Annotated in this window: 18 protein-coding genes; 12 read left to right on the forward strand and 6 right to left on the reverse strand. The window is 68.4% G+C overall.

The window, feature by feature from the left end:
• Positions 1 to 31: 31 nt before the first annotated feature.
• The 3 genes from GLP40_RS24400 to GLP40_RS24410 all read right to left on the reverse strand — a co-directional run bounded on the left by GLP40_RS24400 (position 32) and on the right by GLP40_RS24410 (position 4,458).
• Entirely contained in the window at positions 32 to 2,083 is a 2,052-nt protein-coding gene (locus GLP40_RS24400; protein ID WP_328290599.1) for an ATP-dependent DNA helicase, read from the reverse strand.
• 199 nt (positions 2,084 to 2,282) lie between these two features.
• Complete coding sequence (locus GLP40_RS24405; RefSeq protein WP_154790344.1) at positions 2,283 to 2,852, reverse strand: nicotinamidase; 570 nt, start codon at positions 2,850 to 2,852, stop codon at positions 2,283 to 2,285.
• 295 nt (positions 2,853 to 3,147) lie between these two features.
• Positions 3,148 to 4,458, reverse strand: coding sequence for a nicotinate phosphoribosyltransferase (locus GLP40_RS24410; protein ID WP_154790510.1), 1,311 nt, complete (start codon positions 4,456 to 4,458; stop codon positions 3,148 to 3,150).
• A 298-nt stretch (positions 4,459 to 4,756) separates the two neighbouring features.
• Between GLP40_RS24410 and clpS the strand changes: the two genes are divergently transcribed.
• The 10 genes from clpS (at position 4,757) to rdgB (ending at position 12,292) form a co-directional block, all read left to right on the forward strand.
• Positions 4,757 to 5,113 (forward strand): ATP-dependent Clp protease adapter ClpS, encoded by a 357-nt coding sequence (gene clpS, locus GLP40_RS24415; protein ID WP_154790345.1) that lies wholly within the window; start codon positions 4,757 to 4,759, stop codon positions 5,111 to 5,113.
• Between the two features lie 22 nt (positions 5,114 to 5,135).
• Positions 5,136 to 5,705 carry an oxidative stress transcriptional regulator AosR gene (aosR, locus tag GLP40_RS24420; RefSeq protein ID WP_328290600.1) on the forward strand — a complete coding sequence of 190 codons (570 nt, stop codon included), beginning with the start codon at positions 5,136 to 5,138 and terminating at the stop codon, positions 5,703 to 5,705.
• 37 nt (positions 5,706 to 5,742) lie between these two features.
• On the forward strand, positions 5,743 to 6,831 hold the full coding sequence (locus GLP40_RS24425; protein WP_328290601.1) for a P1 family peptidase: 1,089 nt from the start codon (positions 5,743 to 5,745) through the stop codon (positions 6,829 to 6,831).
• A 72-nt stretch (positions 6,832 to 6,903) separates the two neighbouring features.
• Positions 6,904 to 7,335: a M67 family metallopeptidase gene (locus GLP40_RS24430; RefSeq protein WP_328290602.1), complete on the forward strand. Its 432-nt coding sequence runs from the start codon at positions 6,904 to 6,906 to the stop codon at positions 7,333 to 7,335.
• Between the two features lie 50 nt (positions 7,336 to 7,385).
• The gene (locus GLP40_RS24435) at positions 7,386 to 7,685 is read left to right on the forward strand and encodes a MoaD/ThiS family protein (protein WP_154790347.1); all 300 of its coding nucleotides are present in this window, start codon (positions 7,386 to 7,388) and stop codon (positions 7,683 to 7,685) included.
• 2 nt (positions 7,686 to 7,687) lie between these two features.
• Positions 7,688 to 8,650, forward strand: a complete 963-nt coding sequence (locus GLP40_RS24440) for a PLP-dependent cysteine synthase family protein (protein ID WP_154790348.1) — start codon at positions 7,688 to 7,690, stop codon at positions 8,648 to 8,650.
• Positions 8,651 to 9,182: 532 nt separating this feature from the next.
• Positions 9,183 to 9,881 carry a rhomboid family intramembrane serine protease gene (locus tag GLP40_RS24445; RefSeq protein ID WP_230329891.1) on the forward strand — a complete coding sequence of 233 codons (699 nt, stop codon included), beginning with the start codon at positions 9,183 to 9,185 and terminating at the stop codon, positions 9,879 to 9,881.
• Between the two features lie 74 nt (positions 9,882 to 9,955).
• A complete protein-coding gene (locus tag GLP40_RS24450) occupies positions 9,956 to 10,720 on the forward strand; it encodes a cyclic nucleotide-degrading phosphodiesterase (RefSeq protein ID WP_154790349.1) in 765 nt (254 codons plus the stop codon).
• Between the two features lie 196 nt (positions 10,721 to 10,916).
• Entirely contained in the window at positions 10,917 to 11,687 is a 771-nt protein-coding gene (rph, locus tag GLP40_RS24455; RefSeq protein ID WP_328290603.1) for a ribonuclease PH, read from the forward strand.
• Complete coding sequence (gene rdgB / locus GLP40_RS24460) at positions 11,684 to 12,292, forward strand: RdgB/HAM1 family non-canonical purine NTP pyrophosphatase (protein ID WP_154790351.1); 609 nt, start codon at positions 11,684 to 11,686, stop codon at positions 12,290 to 12,292. Before rph ends, rdgB begins: the two co-directional genes overlap by 4 nt.
• 289 nt (positions 12,293 to 12,581) lie before the next feature.
• Here the strand turns inward: rdgB and GLP40_RS24465 are convergent, their stop codons facing one another.
• Genes GLP40_RS24465 through GLP40_RS24475 form a run of 3 tightly spaced genes read right to left on the reverse strand, consistent with a single transcriptional unit; the run spans position 12,582 to position 14,384 of the window.
• Complete coding sequence (locus tag GLP40_RS24465; RefSeq protein WP_407671659.1) at positions 12,582 to 12,992, reverse strand: DUF3817 domain-containing protein; 411 nt, start codon at positions 12,990 to 12,992, stop codon at positions 12,582 to 12,584.
• On the reverse strand, positions 12,989 to 13,456 hold the full coding sequence (locus tag GLP40_RS24470; protein ID WP_328290604.1) for a transcriptional regulator: 468 nt from the start codon (positions 13,454 to 13,456) through the stop codon (positions 12,989 to 12,991). Before GLP40_RS24470 ends, GLP40_RS24465 begins: the two co-directional genes overlap by 4 nt.
• A gap of 52 nt (positions 13,457 to 13,508) precedes the next feature.
• Complete coding sequence (locus GLP40_RS24475) at positions 13,509 to 14,384, reverse strand: oxidoreductase (protein WP_154790352.1); 876 nt, start codon at positions 14,382 to 14,384, stop codon at positions 13,509 to 13,511.
• A 200-nt stretch (positions 14,385 to 14,584) separates the two neighbouring features.
• On the opposite strand from GLP40_RS24475, the gene GLP40_RS24480 reads away from it, so the two are divergent.
• Both GLP40_RS24480 and GLP40_RS24485 read left to right on the forward strand, forming a co-directional pair.
• Positions 14,585 to 15,250, forward strand: a complete 666-nt coding sequence (locus tag GLP40_RS24480) for a TetR/AcrR family transcriptional regulator (protein WP_230329892.1) — start codon at positions 14,585 to 14,587, stop codon at positions 15,248 to 15,250.
• 76 nt (positions 15,251 to 15,326) lie between these two features.
• Positions 15,327 to 17,363, forward strand: coding sequence for an MDR family MFS transporter (locus tag GLP40_RS24485; RefSeq protein WP_154790353.1), 2,037 nt, complete (start codon positions 15,327 to 15,329; stop codon positions 17,361 to 17,363).
• Positions 17,364 to 17,419: the final 56 nt, after the last annotated feature.

Raw genomic sequence — 17,419 nt, forward strand, 5'->3', positions numbered from 1 at the left:
AGAACCACCCCTGTGACTGTTCTCACAGACGTCATTTCATTTGTGCGACACTATTTGTCAGTCTTTCGAGAGCTTTTGTCACAACGTGGGGATCTGATGTTTCCCAATACGGCGGCAAAGATGCTCGGAGATAACCGCCATAGCGTGCTGTGACCAGCCGCGAATCCAGAATTGCGATTACGCCGCGATCGTCCACACTGCGCAGCAAACGCCCCGTTCCCTGCGCCAAGAGCAGTGCCGCGTGATTGGCCGCGACGGACAGAAATCCATTGCCACCTCGCGATTCCACCGCACGCTGACGCGCCACCAGCAGGGGGTCGTCCGGGCGTGGGAACGGAATCCGGTCCAGGATCACCAGACTCAGCGACGGACCGGGGACATCAACCCCCTGCCACAGCGAAAGCGTCCCGAAGAGTGAGATTTCCGGGTCTTCGGCGAATTTCCGGACAAGTGCGCCGGTGGCATCGTCGCCCTGGCACAGGATCGGCGTGTCCAGGCGCTCGCGCAGTATTTCCGTGGCGGCCTTGGCCGCTCGCATGGACGAGAACAGTCCGAGGGTGCGCCCGCCCGCCGCGCGAATGAGGCGTTCGATCTCATCCAGGTACGCCTGCGGCAGGCCGTCCCGCCCGGGCGCGGGCAGATGCTTCGCCACGTACAGGATTCCGGACTTGGCGTGGTCGAAGGGCGAACCCACGTCGACCGAATTCCAGCGCAGCGATTTCTCGTCCGACGGGGTCTCCGCGCCATTGGCCAGCGCCGGGTCCACGGTGGCCGACGACTGCGGCGGCAGCCCCCAGGTCACCGCCAGATTGTCGAACGAGCCGCCGATCTGGAGGGTCGCCGAGGTGAGAACCACGGTGGCCGTACCGAACAGGCGGCTGCGCAGCAGCCCGCCGACCGATAGCGGGGCCATGTGCAGGGTGCGGCGGGCCACCCCGCGCACGTCCTCCGACGCCAGCCAGATGACATCGCGGTGCGCGGCCGGATCGGCCTCCTCGAAGGTGGTCAGCACCCGCACCGCCGCGTCGTGTATTTCCTCGACGGCCGCGAGCGCCTGATTGCGGGCCGCCGCGGATTCCGGGTCGCCCTGCGCGGAACCAGCGCCCTGCGGGGCGAGCGCGGTGCGCGCGTTCCAGGCGGCGTCACGAATCAGCGCGAGCACCGGGGCCGCGCCGTCGGGCATGCGATCCCAGCGTCCGGGGTTCAGCTCGTCGAGCAGGTTGTGCCAGGCCTCGGCCGCGCTCTCGAGCCGGTCCACCTCCTGTTCGTCGATGAGCTTCGAGCACCGCTTGGCGGCGGCGCTGATGGCGGGGGTGGACAGTTCGGCGGTGGCCACGCCGGTCACCCGGTCCACCAGTTCGTGCGCCTCGTCGATGACCACCACATCGTGTTCCGGCAGCACCTGGATGCCGCTGATGGCGTCGATGGCCAGCAGCGCGTGATTGGTCACCACCACATCGGCCTGCCCGGATTCGGCGCGCGCCTTCTCGGCGAAGCAGTCCTGTCCGAACGGGCAGCGCGACTTACCCAGGCATTCGCGGGAACTCACGCTCACCTGCCGCCATGCCCGGTCGCTCACGCCGGGGGCGAGTTCGTCGCGGTCCCCGGTCTCGGTGTCGGACACCCACTCGTGCAGCCGCTGTACCTCGCGGCCCAGTTTGGAAATGGCGAAGGCGTCGAAGAGTTCGGCCTCGGGCTCGTCCGGAATGGCGCTATTGATTTTGTTCAGGCACAGATAGTTGTTGCGCCCCTTGAGGATCGCGAACTGCGGCACCCTCCCGAGCGGCGTCGCCAGCGCGTCGGCCAGTCGCGGCAGATCCCGGTCCACCAGCTGCCGCTGCAAAGCGATGGTCGCCGTCGACACCACCACGGTCCTCCCGGTCCGCACCGCGTGCCGCAGGCTCGGCACCAGATAGGCGAGCGACTTGCCGGTGCCCGTCCCCGCCTGCACCGCCAGATGCTCGCCGGTGTCGATGGCGTGCGCCACGGCGGCCGACATGGTCTGCTGCCCCGTGCGCTCCTTGCCCCCCAACGCCTGCACAGCGGTGGCCAACAGCTTCGGAACGGGAGGCAGTTCGGGCACGCGGCCAGATTACTGCGCCGCGCCGACAGTGTTCGATTCGCGGCGGCTTCGCGGCCCTGGAGGTCTCGCTTCCCTCCTGCGCACCTCCATGGCGGCAGTCTACGAAGCCGTTCGCTTTCCCGCTCCGAGCGCGGGGAGGCGGAGCACAGTGCGGAACGAGACCGGCCGCGAACCTGCGATCCGGTTTCGAGCTCGAGGATCAGCTCTCCAGCGTTCCGGCCAGTTCGACGCCGCGGGCACGGAGTTCGTCCAGGGCGGTGGCGAGGGTGCCGGGGGAGACGGCGGCGGTGAGGCCGAGCAGGACGCGGGTGTCGAAACCCTGGGCGCGAGCGTCGAGGGCGGTGGCGCGGACGCAGTGGTCGGTGGCGATGCCGCAGACGTCGACGGCGTCGATCTCATGGGCGCGCAGCCAGTCGGCGAGGGTGGTGCTGCCGTCGGAGGCGGTGCCCTCGAAGCCCGAATAGGCCGCGGAGTACGCGCCTTTGGAGAAGACCTCCCGGATGGGCGTGGTGTTCAGGTTGGGGTGGAAGTCCGCGCCGGGGGTCCCGACGCGGCAGTGCGGAGGCCAGGTGTCGACGTAGTCGGGCCGGGCGGAGAAGTGCGCGCCCGGGTCGATGTGGAAGTCGCGGGTGGCGACGACGGTGGCATAGTCGGAGACGCTCAGGTATTCGGTGATGCGCTCGGCCACGGCCGCCCCGCCCGCGACAGCCAGTGATCCGCCTTCACAGAAATCGTTCTGCACGTCGACGACGATCAGGGCTCGGCTCATGGGCGTACCTCCCGGGAATCGGCGGCTGAACCAGGACGGCGCGCCGCTCGTATTGCATTGTGCCGCCCGGTGCCCCGCCGCGCCGCGTCGGCGTCGGTCGATGGATCGGGGGAAGCGATGAAGGGCGCCGCGCTCATGGCCCTGCGGTATTTCGTGGCCTTCGAGATCGCCGGTGTGGTGGCGGATCTGGTGTGGCACGACATTTCGTTCGAGGTCGAGGAGCTGCTGGGCACGCTGGCGCACACGGCCCTGTTCGCCGCGCCCGCCGCGGCGATCGCGGCGGGGCTGTGGCGGTTCAGCGCGAAAAGGTCGTCGGAATCGCGGGTTCGCCCGCCGACAGCTTCAGGCCCTCCCAGGGCAGACTGTTCAGGCCCTTGGCCACCTGTTCCCGGCTCTGCGCCAGGGTCGCGAGGTCCCCGACCGCCTCGCCATCGCGCACCAGCGGGACCTGGAGATCGCGGATCTCGAAGCCGTCCGGGTCCGGGCGGGCCGCGGTAGCGGGGTAGACGATCTCCTCCACGATGGTGCCGGTGCGGCGGGCGAGCCGCACGGCGCGCTTGGTGCCGCCCCGAGATTCTTTGTGGGGGCTGCGTTTCGCCACCGGAATGCCGTCCACCTCGACCAGCTTGTAGACCATGCCCGCGGTCGGCGCGCCGGATCCGGTGACCAGCGAGGTGCCGACGCCGTAGGCGTCCACCGGTTCGGCGCGCAGTGCGGCGATGGAGTATTCGTCCAGGTCGCCGGAGACCACGATGCGCGTGTGCACCGCGCCCAGGGCGTCGAGCTGCTCGCGCACCTGCCGGGCCAGCACGCCCAGATCACCGGAATCGATACGCACGCCGCCCAATTCGGGCCCGGCCACCTCGATGGCGGTGGCCACGCCGCGGGTGATGTCGAAGGTGTCCACCAGCAGCGTGGTGCCGACGCCCAGCGCTTCGACCTGGCTGCGGAAGGCCGCCGCCTCGTGCGCGCCGTCCGCGCCGCTGTGCAGCAGGGTGAAGGCGTGCGCGCTGGTGCCCGCGCTGGGCACGCCGAAGCTGCGGGTGGCCTCCAGATTGGAGGTGGCGTCGAAGCCGGCCAGGTAAGCGGCGCGGGCGCTGGCGGGGGCGGCCAGCTCATGGGTTCGGCGCGAACCCATTTCGATCATGCGGCGGCCGCCGGCGGCGCTGACCATCCGGGCGGCCGCGGCGGCGATCGCGCTGTCGTGGTTGTAGATGGACAGGATGAGGGTTTCCAGCAGGACGCATTCGGCGAAGCTGCCGCGCACGGTGAGGACGGGGGAGCCGGGGAAGAAGAGCTCGCCTTCGCGATAGCCGTCGATCTCGCCGCGGAAGCGGTAGTCGCGCAACCACTTCAGGGTGCGGGTGTCCAGGAACCGCTCCACGACCGCGAGTTCGGCTTCGCCGAAACGGAATTCGCTCAGTGCCGCCGGCAATCGCCCCGTCCCCGCGACCACTCCGTAGCGGCGGCCGTGCGGCAACCTGCGAGCGAATACTTCGAAGGTGCACTGGCGCTGGGCCGAACCATCGGCCAGCGCCGCGGCCAGCATGGTCAGCTCGTACTGGTCGGTCAGCAGGGCCGTACTGGTCAGTCCGTCGGCGATCATCACCGCGCCTATTTTGCCCTCCGCTTCGCTCCGGGCGGGTTCGCGGCCCCGAGGTCTCGATTCTTCCTTCCCTCGCTCCTCCGAGGCGCAGGTCTATGGAGCCGTTCGCTCCGTCGCCGCGGAGAATCCGGAATCGAGCGCTCCACATCTCTGCGCTTGGGCCGCGAATCAGGCGTTGAGCTGGCGCAAATGCGGTGCCGTTGCTCTTCGTTTGCCGCATGCGCCGCGTGCGGGAGCGACGCGCTTCGGCGTGTCGTGGGCTGTTGTCTTATCGCGGTCCAGTCGTACCCTGGGTGTTATGGGTCTGTGTAATCAGGACGTTGTCCGGGTCGCCGCCGGTCCGGCCGGCGTCAACGTGGCTATGTCGGCGGCACAGGCGACACCGGAGGCTGTGGAATACTCCGAGATTCTGGAGGCCGAGGACCGGCCGTGGGTCACCGTCGTATGGGACGATCCGGTCAACCTCATGCACTATGTGACCTACATCTTCCAGAAGCTCTTCGGCTATAGCAAAGGCAAGGCAACCGAGCTGATGCTGAAGGTTCACAACGAGGGCAAGGCTGTGGTGTCCGCCGGCTCGCGCGACAAGATGGAGCATGACGTCCAACGGCTCCACGCGGCCGGACTGTGGGCCACCATGCAACGTGACGAGTGATCGAGGCGACTACGGTAACCCTGTGCGGAAGTGGAGCAGAAAGAACTCCCTGGGCGGTCCGAAGCTGCGTTCGGAAATGGACGCCCACGAGGCGGAGGTATTGCGTTCGCTGGTCGGGGCCGTCACCGGACTGCTCACCGATCGCGCCCGCTCTGCACCTGAGGACGACCTCGCGGCGCTGACCGGGCTAGAGCTGGGCAACACCAGTCCGCCCGACGATCCGCGATTGGCCCGGCTGCTGCCGGACTTCCATCGCCCCGAACCCGGTTCCCCTGACGCCGACCGCGCCGACCTCAACGGCGCCCTGCGCAGCCTGCACGAGCCGGAGATCATCGAGACCAAGGTGGCCGCGGGCCTGGTCATCCTGGAGACGCTGCCGCCGCAGGGCGGCAGGATCGTCATCACCCAGGAACAGGCCGACGCCTGGCTCACCGCGCTCAATGACGTGCGGCTGGCGCTGGGCACGGCCCTGGACGTCACCTCCGACACGCCCGACCATTTTCCCGATGACGATCCGCGCGGGCCGAGTCTCGAGGTGTACCACTGGCTCACCTGGATGCAGGACTCGCTGATCCAGGCGCTCGCGCCCTAGCCATCGGACGCCACGTGGCCACCGAGGAGGAACTGCCGTGAACAGTGTGGCGGGACCACGTAATTCGATCACCGACGTCAGCGGCGTCCTGGTCGGCCATCATCACGCGCTGGACGCCGAGGCCACGCTCGGTTCCGGCGCGGCCACCGGCTGCACGGTGGTGCGGGTGCCGGGCGGCGCCGTCGCCTCGGTCGATGTGCGCGGCGGCGGTCCGGGCACCCGCGAGACAGACCTGCTGGATCCGGGAAACACTGTGCGGCAGGTGAATGCGATCCTGCTCACCGGCGGCAGCGCCTACGGGTTGGCCGCCGCCGACGGCGTCATGCGCTGGCTGGAGGAGCACAGGGAGGGGATCCCGATGGATCCCGCCGACCCTGCCCGCGTGGTGCCGATCGTGCCGGGGGCGGTCATCTTCGATCTTCCGGTGGGGGCGTGGAACATTCGGCCCGACGCCGACTTCGGCTACCTGGCCGCGGAGGCCGCGGGCACGGAGTTCGAGCGCGGTTCGGCAGGCGCGGGCGCCGGCGCGCGGGCGGGCTCGCTCAAGGGCGGAATCGGTACCGCCAGTGTGTGTTTCGACGACGGTCCGGCTGCGGGCATCACCGTGGGCGCGGTGATCGTGGCCAATCCGGTCGGCTCGGTCTTCGATCCGCGCACCGGATTCCCATGGGGCACGGGAACCGACGGCGCCGAGTATTTCGGGCTCCGTGCGGCCACCGCCGAACAGTTGGCCGCGGCGAACGCCCTCGCGGTGAAGGGCACCGTGCTCAACACCACCATCGGCGTGGTCGCCACCGACGCGGCGCTGGATCCGGCCGCCTGCCGCCGCTTGGCCGCTACCGCGCACGACGGGCTGGCCCGGGCCATCCGGCCCGCCCACTCACCGCTGGACGGCGACACCCTGTTCGCGATCGCGACCGGTACCGCCGAGCCGCGGCCGAGCTTGCCCATGCCGCCCGCCTTCCCCGCGGACCTGCTGATCCTGGACCAGCTGTGCACGGCCGCGGCGGTCTGTGTGGAGCGCGCGATCGTGGACGCCATCCTGTCGGCCACCTCGGTGGCGGGCATCCCGGCCTACCGCGACCTGTTCGGCGCAGAGGGGTGTGAGCGGATTCATCGGGAATAGCCGCATATTCTGACCTGTTGACGACAGCGTTTCGGCCTTTCGGCCGGAGGCGTCGAGCGGAAGGATGCGACTGTGCTGGTGATCGGAGCCGACCTCGTGGAGGCGATGGTGGCGCACGCCCGCGCCGACCACCCCGATGAGGCGTGCGGTGTCATCGCCGGTCCTGAGGGCTCCGATCGGCCCGAGCGTTTCATCCCCATGGTCAATGCCGCGCGCTCGCCCACCTTCTACGAGTTCGACTCGGGCGAGCAGCTGCGGCTGTGGCGGGAGATGGATGCCGCCGACGAGGAGCCGGTGGTCATCTATCACTCGCACACCGCCACCGAGGCGTACCCGAGCCGCACCGACGTCTCCTTCGCGTCGGAGCCCAATGCCCACTATGTGCTGATCTCCACCCGCGATCCGGAGCGGCACGACCTGCGCAGCTATCGGATCATCGACGGCGTCGTCACCGAGGAGCCCGTCGAGATCGTCGCGGCCCACAGCGAATCCGTCGACGCCTGAACGACTTTCAAGCACCCCGCACGCCGGAAGAATACAAGGAGTCCCCCCTCATGCCGGTCACCGTGTCCATCCCGACCATCATGCGCCCGATCACCAAGGGCGAGAAGCGCGTTCAGGCGCAGGGCGCGACCCTGGCCGCCGTCATCGCCGACCTCGAGGCCAACTACCCGGGCTTGGAGGCGAAGCTGCTCAAGGACGGCAAGCTGAACCGCTACGTCAACATCTACGTCGACGACGAGGATGTGCGGTTCAGCGGCGGGCTCGAGGCCGAGGTGCCCGCGGACGGCACCGTCACCATCCTCCCGGCGGTCGCCGGAGGCGCATCGGACACCGCCGACGGCGTCCGCTGACCATGGCGCGCTACGAGTCGCTGATCGCGACATTGGGCAACACCCCGCTGGTCGGGCTCAAGAATCTGTCCCCGCAGTGGGACGGTGACAACCACGTGCGGCTGTGGGCCAAACTCGAGGACCGCAATCCGACCGGGTCCATCAAGGACCGGCCCGCGCTGCGCATGATCGAGCAGGCCGAGGCCGACGGGCGGCTGACGCCCGGCTGCACGATTCTCGAACCCACCAGCGGCAATACCGGTATCTCGCTGGCCATGGCGGCCAAGCTCAAGGGGTATCGCCTGGTGTGCGTGATGCCGGAGAACACCTCGGTGGAGCGGCGGCAGCTGCTGACCATGTTCGGCGCCGAGATCATCGACTCCCCGGCCGCGGGCGGCTCCAATCAGGCTGTGGCGCTGGCCAAGCAGATCGCGGCGGAGAATCCGGACTGGGTGATGCTCTACCAGTACGGCAATCCCGCCAACGCGCTGGCGCACTACGAGACCACCGGTCCCGAGATCCTCGCCGACCTGCCCGAGATCACGCACTTCGTGGCTGGTCTGGGCACCACCGGCACGCTCATGGGCACCGGCCGCTTCCTGCGCGAGAAGGTCCCCGGCATCGACATCGTCGCCGCCGAGCCCCGCTACGGCGAACTGGTCTACGGCCTGCGCAATCTCGACGAGGGCTTCGTTCCCGAACTCTACGACGAGTCGGTCCTGACCTCGCGTTTCTCGGTCGGTCCTTACGACGCCGTCCGCCGCACCCGCGAATTGGTCCTCGAAGAGGGCATTTTCGCGGGTATCTCCACCGGCGCCATCCTGCACGCCGCCCTCGGCGTCGCCAAGAAGGCGCAGAAGGCCGGTCAACGCGCCGACATCGCCTTCGTCGTCGCCGACGGCGGCTGGAAATACCTTTCCACCGGCGCCTACGACGGCACCCTCGAAGAGGCGGAAGAAAAGCTCGACGGCCAGCTCTGGGCCTGATTCCAGCCTCGGCTTCCCGCGCCCGCTGCGAAAACGCAGCGGGCGCGCGGCATTTGCGGTCGAAGGTCGACCGCCGGCGGGCGGGTCCGCCCGACACCCGAACTCCGGCGAATGCCGACGCCCGCGCAGGGCCGCACCATCCGGCCAGGTCGCGGAGCCGATCACGGGTGTGCCGCTCGCCGGAGCGCGCCTCGGCGTCGGCTCCCTGCCGCAGCCCGCGGATTTCACGCGCCCACGCCGGGATGCCGTGCGCCGAGTTGATCTCGTGCTCGCAGGTCCGGAAGCTGTCGTGGCGGTGGCGCCGGTCCGGCCGTATCCGTGACCGGTCTGGTCGGCGATTCATGTCGGCCGGACGGTGAGTGACGCCGGGGGCATGGCCCCGGCATGAACAGGCGCGGATGACGACTTGCGGTCTCCGCCGCGGCCGGGGTCGAGCAGGCGTGTGGGAGGTTCGCGGATCGGGGAATTCCCCGAGGCGGTCGGGCGTATCGCGGCGGTAGGCTCGGGGCAAGGGCGGCTAGGAGGTCTTGGCATGGGCGGCGGGAGCGGCATGGGCGCGTCGTTCGATCCGGATCGGATCGCGCGGCTGCGGGGCCAGTTGGCGAAGCCGGCGGAGGGATCGGAGGGGAATGGCGCTCTGAAGCTGCTGTGGCAGCGTGCCATTGCGTTGACCCTGGGATTCACGGTGTTGCTGTATGGCGTCGAGGGGGTCAACAGCCTGACCGGCAACGAGCTGGATCAGGCGGGGGTGAAGCCGCGCAGCGGGGAGGGGCTGATCGGCATTCTGTTCGCGCCTGTGCTGCATGCCAATTGGGGGCATCTGTTCGGGAACACGCTGCCGGTCATCGTGCTCGGGCTGCTCACGTTGTTGACGGGGATCGGGCGCGGGCTGACGGCGACGGCCATCATCTGGGTGATCGCGGGAACGGGGCAGTGGCTCACCGCGCCGCCGCACAGTGTTTCGGTCGGGGCCTCGGTGCTCGTGTTCGGCTGGCTCACGTATCTGATCTGCTGGGGCTGGTTCTCGCGAAATGTGTTGCAGATCGCGGTCGGGCTGGTGGTGGCCGTGCTATACGGCTCGATCCTGTGGGGAGTCCTGCCCGGCAACCCGGAAATCTCTTGGCAAGGACATCTTTTCGGGGCGATAGGTGGAGTGGTTGCCGGATGGGTACTCTCTGGGAGTGAACGTCGTCATCGTCGCGGATCTGACGCCGGCCGTCTCGCGTTGTAGGGGTGACGCTGGACGTGGTCGGCGATATGGGGGATCCCTCCTTGAGTGAGAATGCAGCGTGGCAGCATGGGGGAATGCGCCTCACCGTCCTCGGGTGCTCGGGCAGCGTGTCCGGCCCGGATTCCCCGGCGTCGGGTTACCTGCTGACCGGCCCGGATATGACACCGACCGTCATCGATTTCGGCCCCGGAGTGCTCGGCGCGCTGCAGCGCCACCTCGATCCGGGTGAGGTCGACATCTTCCTGACCCACCTGCACGCCGACCACTGCCTGGATTTGCCGGGCCTGCTGGTGTGGCGTCGCTACCACCCGAATCCGCCCGCGGGTAAGGCCATCGTCTACGGCCCCACCGACACCTCGCTGCGAATCGGCAACGCCTCCGCGGAGATCGGCGGCGAAACCGACGATTGGTCCGACGTGATCGACATGCGGATCTGGCAGGCGGATACGCCGACCCCTTTCGGCCCCGGCCACACCGTCGAGGCCCGTCGCATGTACCACCCGCCGGAGTCCTATGGCCTGCGCATCACCACCGCCACCGGGCGCACCCTGGTTTACACCGGTGATACCGCCCTGTGCGACGAGGTCTTCGAGTTGGCCAGCGGCGCAAACGTTCTGCTCTCCGAGGCCTCCTGGACCCACGACCCGGCCAACCGCCCGCCGGGCATCCACCTGTCCGGTCACGAAGCGGGCCTGATCGCCGCCCGGGTCGGCGTCGGCGAACTCCTGCTCACCCACATTCCCCCGTGGACCTCCCGCGAGGACGTCATCGCCGAAGCCAAGGCGGTCTTCAGCGGTCCCGTCCACGCCGTGTCCCCGGGCGAGGTTTTCGATATCTGAGGCTCCCCCGCCTCGCCGGACCTTCAGCGGGCGGCTGAGTACGGGCGACTGTCGTGCATCCGTGCCGGCGGTTGGGCGCGGAACCAATTCACGCCGTACCCGATGAACCCCGACGGCTACGAAATCAGTGCTCACCTCTCCCGGGGAGGCAGGGGAGTCCGCTGAGGCGCGGGGCAGGCGGTATAGCCTGTTGGCCGTGTCGAAACGAGCCGATGGCAGGGCGGATGACGAACTCCGCGAAGTAAGGATCACTCGGGGATTCACCACGCATCCGGCGGGGTCGGTGCTGGTGGAATTCGGGCAGACGCGGGTGATGTGCACCGCGAGTGTCACCGATGGGGTGCCGCCGTGGCGCCGGGATTCCGGATTGGGCTGGCTGACGGCCGAATACGCCATGCTGCCCGCGGCGACCCATACCCGTTCGGGGCGAGAGTCGGTGAAGGGCAAGGTCGGTGGCCGCACCCAGGAGATCTCGCGGCTGATCGGCCGTTCGCTGCGTGCCTGCATCGACCTGTCCACCATCGGCGAGAACACCATCGCCGTGGACTGCGATGTGCTGCAGGCCGACGGCGGCACTCGTACCGCCGCCATCACCGGCGCGTACGTGGCGCTCTCGGATGCCATCACCTACCTGGGCGCGGCCGGGAAACTGACCGACCCGCAACCGATCTCCTGCGCCATCGCCGCGGTGAGCGTCGGCGTGGTCGATGGCCGGGTGCGGCTGGACCTGCCGTACGAGGAGGATTCGCGCGCCGAGGTCGATATGAACGTGGTGGCCACCGACACCGGCACCCTGGTCGAGATCCAGGGCACCGGTGAGGGCGCGACCTTCCCCCGCTCCACCCTCGACAAGCTGCTGGACTCCGCGCTCGCGGGCTGCGAGCAGCTGTTCGTGGTGCAGAAGGAAGCCCTCGCCCTGCCGTACCCGGGTGTGCTGCCCGAGCCCGAGGAATCCAAGAAGCGATGACTCGACGCGTCCTGGTCGCCAGCCGCAATGCCAAGAAGCTGAACGAGCTGCGCCGCATCCTGGATGAGGCTGGGATCGCGGGCATCGAGATCATCGGCCTGAACGACGTCCCGCCCTACGACGAGGCCCCGGAGACCGGCGCGACCTTCGAGGAGAACGCCCTCACCAAGGCCCATGACGGTTTCGCCGCCACCGGAATCCCCTGCGTCGCAGATGATTCCGGCCTGGAGGTGGATGCGCTGAACGGCATGCCCGGCGTTCTGTCGGCGCGCTGGTCCGGCGCCCACGGCAATGACGAGGCCAACAACACCCTGCTGCTGTCCCAGCTCGGCGACGTCCCGGACCAGCGCCGCGGCGCGCGTTTCGTCTCGGCCTGCGCCCTGGTCGCCGACGGCGTCGAAGAAGTGGTGCGTGGTGAATGGCCGGGCGTCATCGGCCGAAAGCCGGTGGGCGACGGCGGCTTCGGTTACGATCCGATCTTCTATCCCGCCGGAGGTGACGTCTCCTCCGCCCAGCTCACTCCCGCCGAGAAGGACGCCGCCTCCCATCGCGGCCGCGCTCTGCGCCAGCTTCTCCCCGCGCTGGCGGGTCTCGCCGCGGGCTGAATCGGCCCCCGCGATACGGCGATTCAGGGGCCGGGGTCGAGTACCCGGGCCCTGACCGTATCCGCCGCGCGGGAAACCGCCGGGCCGTTCTCGCATGGCGGCCGGCGCCGGTCGGTGCCACGGGCGGTGCGCCCATGCGGCGATGGAGCGGCCGATCGCGCACATCGGCCGGCCCAGGCCCGGGCGCTCGCACGGACCGCGGGGCACCTGGTTCGCAGATGTGCTCACGGGTCCTGAAACCGACCGCGCCCCGCCGATTCTTCGGCGGGGCGCGGTTTTCGTTCGATGCTCAGAGGCCGAAGGCGGATTTCACGTCGCGGGTGCGGTAGTGCTCGAACACGAAGGACAGGAAGGGGATCGTGCCCGCGAGGCAGGTGAGCGCGGTGGTCAGCGGCCTCCAGCGGGCCTTGATGCCGAGGTCGATGGTGAAGACCAGGTAGATCATGTAGAAGAGGCCGTGCACCTGGCCGATGTAGAACAGCCAGTGCGGGGCGGTGCTGGAATCGTCGAGGATCAGGTACTTGTAGATCATCTCGCCGCACAGCACCAGCAGCCACACACCGGTGATGTAGGCCAGCGCGCGGTAGCGGGTCAGCGCGCCGCGGATCTTCTCGGGCGCTGCGGCACCGAGCGGGCGGGGAGCCAGCGTGGTGGTCTCACCGGCGACGGGGGATTCTGCGGAGTTGTCGCGGGTGCTCAACCGGCGCTCCTCTCGGTGTGGTGCAGCCCGGCGTCACGGACCTTGTCGTCCATATCGCGGGCGTGCAGTTCGGCCAGGTACCTGTTGTATTCGGCGAGCTCGGGATCCTCGTCCTTGGCCGCCGTGGGACGCTCCGGCAGGATGCCCGCCGGAATCTCGCGCGGTGCCGCCGCTTTCGGCCGACGCGGCCGGGCGGCGGGCGCACCGGTCGGCGTGACCTCGGTGGTTGTGTCCGGAGCGGGAGCCGCGTCCTCCACGGATTCCTTCTCCAGACGCACGAATCGCACGTAGGCCCATACCACGAATCCCGCGAACAGCGGCCATTGCAAGGCGTAGCCGAGATTCTGGTACGTGCCACCACCCGATTCGAACCGGGTCCACTGCCAGTAGCCCAACCCCAGGCACGCCAGGAATGCCACGACCACGAAGACAATCAGGGCCGGACGGCGATGGGGAGCGGACACGCCCCCCACGGTACCTGCCTACTACGGCTCCCGTAGTAGGCAGGTCTGCTGATCAGAACTTGTATGTGACGCCGGTCAAACGCTCGGACTCTTCCCAGAGCCGGCGCATCAGTTCCGGGTCCCGCGAAATCTTGCTCGACGGCGACGGCTCGACCGGGCCCCGGCTGCCGAACCAGCGGGTCGGACCCCAGTAGACGGTGGGGTCGGCGTCGGGCTCGGTCGCGGCGAACAGGGAGGAGTAGGCCGCGTGGTAGGGAGACTGGCCGATGAGTCGGATGAACGGCTTGGAGATCGTGTCAAGGGGGGTTTCGGTGCGGGCGAACAGATCGGTGGCGGAGACGCCGGGGTGTACCGCGTAGGAGCGCTTGGACGAACCGGCCTCGGTCAGGCGCCGCTGGAGTTCGCGGGCGAACATGAGGTTCGACAGCTTGGACTGGGCGTAGGCGAGATTGCGCTGGTAGCGGCGATGTTCGTAGTTGAGGTCGTCGATCCACAACTTGGGGGTCTGCTTGTGGGCGATGGAGGCCAGGGTGACCACGCGGTCGCGGATCTTGTCCAGCAGCAGGCCGGTCAGCGCGAAGTGGCCGAGATGGTTGACGCCCCACTGGGTTTCGAACCCGTCCTCGGTGCGCGAGAACGGAATGTTCATCAGGCCCGCGTTATTGATGAGCACATCGAATTCGCCTGTGCTCGCGGCGAATTGACGTACCGAGGCGAGGTCGGCCAGATCCAGGTTCGCCACCCGCACGTCACCCTCGATGCGGTCGGCCACCTCCTGCGCCTTGGCGGCATTGCGGCAGGCCATGATGACGGTGGCGCCCTTGCTCGCGAGCACCCTGGTGGTCTGCTCGCCGATCCCGCCGTTGGCTCCGGTGATCACGAAGGTGCGCTCGGTCTGGTCCGGGATTTCGCTGGGCTTCCATGCCATGGCTGTTGACCTCGCAGGGTTCGGCGTTCGATGTGCGGGATCGCACTCGTCCCCTCGACCTTACTGCAGAGTAAGTTCTGGCGGTAGGCGAATCGGCCGCCCCGTGATCTTGACCGATGTGACCGGTGTCGGTAAACCTGGCTTCGTTCTAAAAATAGATCGACTACTAACTTGTGTCGGGTGTGGATATGCTCGTCGGCATGAGCGCACCCTCGGCCGAGACCGGTACCCCCGCGCTGGGCCTGCGCGCCCGCAAGAAGGCGCAGACCAGGCAGAACATCTCGAACACCGCCACTCGGCTGTTTCTGGACCGCGGGTACGACAACGTCACCATCGCCGAGATCGCGCAGGCGGCCGAGGTCGCCAAGATGACGGTGACCAACTACTTCCCGCGCAAGGAAGACCTGGTGCTGGATATTCACGACGCTTTCGTGGCGGGCCCGGCGACCGCGGTGCGTGAGCGGCAGCCAGGAGAGTCGGCGCTGGCCGCGCTGCGCCGCGCGTATCTCGCCGCGGTCGCGGCGAAGGATGCCGTGCTCGCTGGATTCTCCGGGCCGGACTTCGCCGCCCTGATCACCGGCAGTCCCGCGCTGGTGGCACGGCTGCGGGAGTTCCACGAGGACCGGGAGCGACATCTGTTTCAGGTGCTGGCTGAGGAAACAGGTTCCACCGCAGACGATTTCGCTGCTCGGATCGCGGCCGCGCTGCTGAGCGGAGTGCATCGAGTCCTGTTCGAGGAGGTGCTGCGCCGCACGGTCGCGGGGGAGCCGAACGAGGCCATCGCCGCGTCGCTGGCCGAGCGGGTCGCCGCTGCCTTCGACACCCTCGAGCCGGCGCTCGGCGACTACGCGGTCCGCACGAACTAATCGGTCGCTCTGCGGAATTGGCCGATCCGCCGTGTCGTTGCCACATATTCGCTGGTGAGCGCCACATACTGGGCCGATGACCGGTGCCAGCGCCACCGCCGAGAAGCCCGACGCGCCACCACAGCTGAGCCGGGTCCGCAGAAACGTCATCTTCGGAACCGTCGCGCTCGGCATGCTCATGGCCGCGCTGGATACCACCATCGTCGCCACCGCCCTGCCGACCATCGTGGCGGATCTGGGCGGGGCCGGGCACATGGCCTGGGTGGTCACCTCCTACTTGGTGGCCGAGGCCATCTCGACCGCCCTGTCCGGCAAGTTCGGTGACCTCTTCGGCCGCAAACTGGTCTTCCAGATCAGCGGCGCCGTCTTCATCATCGGCTCGATGGCTGCCGGGCTCGCGCACGGCATGACGCTGCTCATCGTGGCGCGCGCCATCCAGGGGCTGGGCGCGGGCGGGCTCATGGTCACCTCCATGGCCCTCATCGCAGATGTCATTCCGCTGCGCGAACGCGGCAAGTACCAGGGTGCGCTGGGCGCGGTCTTCGGCATCACCACGGTCATCGGGCCGACGCTGGGCGGGCTGTTCACCGACCATCTGAGCTGGCGCTGGTGCTTCTATGTCAACGTCCCCCTCGCCATCGTCATGATCGCCCTGGCGGCCCGCACCATCCCGATGATCAAAGCGGTCGTCCGACCGATCGTGGACTATCTCGGCATCGCGCTGATCGCGATCGGAGTCACCTGCCTGATCCTCGGATTGGAGTGGGGCGGGCAGGATTACGCGTGGAGTTCGCCCACCATCATCGGCCTGTTCGTGGCCGCGGCGGTGCTCGTGGGGACCTTCGTGGCCGCGGAGTTCCGAGCCCGCGAACCCATGCTGCCCATGCACCTGTTCCGCAGCAATGTGTTCACGGTGTGCTCGATCCTGAGCTTCATCGTCGGCTTCGCGCTGCTGGGCGCCATCACCTACCTGCCCGCGTATCTGCAATACGTGCAGGGTGTTTCGGCGACCGCGTCCGGCGTGCGGACGCTCCCGCTGGTGTTCGGCCTGTTCTTCACCTCGATCCTGTCCGGCAATATCGTCGGGAAGACGGGGCACTACAAGGTTTTTCCCATCATCGGCTGTGCGGTCATGGCGCTGGGCCTGTACCTCATGTCGACCATGGGCCCGAATACCGGCGTCTGGGTCATGTCCGTGTACATGCTGATCCTGGGTTTGGGTGTCGGTCTGGCCATGCAGGTGCTGACCATCGCGGTGCAGAACAGCGTCCCGTACTCGGATCTGGGGACGGCCACCTCCGGCGTCACCTTCTTCCGGACCATCGGCAGTGCGTTCGGCACCACGGTGTTCGGCACGCTGTACACCAACAAGCTGCGCCCGGATCTGGAAACGGCGCTCATCGAAGCCCGCGTCCCGCCGCAGGCGGCACAGAACCCCGCGCTGCTGCGGGACCTGCCGAAACAGCAGTCCGCGCCGATCATCCAGGCGTACGCGGATTCCATCGACTTCGTCTTCCGCTGGGTGGTGCCGGTGGCTCTGCTCGGCTTCGTAGTGGCGTTCTTCCTCCAGCAGGTGACGCTGCGCGACAGTGCGCGGGCCGAGGCCACCGATGTGGGGGAGCAGTTCTCCGTGCCGGACTCCGGCGACCGGTTGGTGCAGCTGGAGCGGGCCATCGCCCGGGTGCTGCGCAAGCAGCGTGACAATGCCCTGCCCGATCCGGGCATCCTGGCGGCGGCGGGCAGTGCGCTCGGCCGCGACGAGGCATGGGCGCTGGGCCAGGTGCACATGTACAACCGGCTGCGCCGCACCGCCACCATCGACGATATCGCCCGAACCCATTGGATCCCGGCGGAATTGATCGGTCCGGTGTACGCCAAGGCGGAACAGGAGGGCCTACTGCGCCGTGACGGAGACGAGCTGATCCTCACCGACAGGGGTGTGCAGGAGGTCGACCGGGTGCGCGGCGCGTGGAAGCGCTGGCTCGTCACGCAGCTCGGCGGTTGGGACCACGCCGATTCCTCCGACCGGATCCTGCTGGATCAGGCCATCGACAATATCGCCACCAGGCTGCTCGACGAGGCCGATCGCCCGGACGTCCTGCCGGTGCGCTGACCGACCTGGACCGCGCCCCGCCACGGAAATCGCGTCGGGGCGCGGCCTTTTCGAGC

Origin of the sequence: Nocardia aurantiaca, from assembly GCF_009708175.1 — a bacterium.
Taxonomy (GTDB): Bacteria; Actinomycetota; Actinomycetes; order Mycobacteriales; family Mycobacteriaceae; genus Nocardia; species Nocardia aurantiaca.

Coding starts and splice junctions, on each gene's coding strand:
- GLP40_RS24475 (WP_154790352.1), bottom strand. CDS start 14,384: ATGGCATGGAAGCCCAGCGAAATCCCGGACCAGACCGAGCGCACCTTC.
- rdgB (WP_154790351.1), top strand. CDS start 11,684: ATGACTCGACGCGTCCTGGTCGCCAGCCGCAATGCCAAGAAGCTGAAC.
- GLP40_RS24480 (WP_230329892.1), top strand. CDS start 14,585: ATGAGCGCACCCTCGGCCGAGACCGGTACCCCCGCGCTGGGCCTGCGC.
- GLP40_RS24405 (WP_154790344.1), bottom strand. CDS start 2,852: ATGAGCCGAGCCCTGATCGTCGTCGACGTGCAGAACGATTTCTGTGAA.
- clpS (WP_154790345.1), top strand. CDS start 4,757: ATGGGTCTGTGTAATCAGGACGTTGTCCGGGTCGCCGCCGGTCCGGCC.
- GLP40_RS24450 (WP_154790349.1), top strand. CDS start 9,956: ATGCGCCTCACCGTCCTCGGGTGCTCGGGCAGCGTGTCCGGCCCGGAT.
- GLP40_RS24445 (WP_230329891.1), top strand. CDS start 9,183: ATGGGCGGCGGGAGCGGCATGGGCGCGTCGTTCGATCCGGATCGGATC.
- GLP40_RS24410 (WP_154790510.1), bottom strand. CDS start 4,458: ATGATCGCCGACGGACTGACCAGTACGGCCCTGCTGACCGACCAGTAC.
- GLP40_RS24440 (WP_154790348.1), top strand. CDS start 7,688: ATGGCGCGCTACGAGTCGCTGATCGCGACATTGGGCAACACCCCGCTG.
- GLP40_RS24435 (WP_154790347.1), top strand. CDS start 7,386: ATGCCGGTCACCGTGTCCATCCCGACCATCATGCGCCCGATCACCAAG.
- GLP40_RS24485 (WP_154790353.1), top strand. CDS start 15,327: ATGACCGGTGCCAGCGCCACCGCCGAGAAGCCCGACGCGCCACCACAG.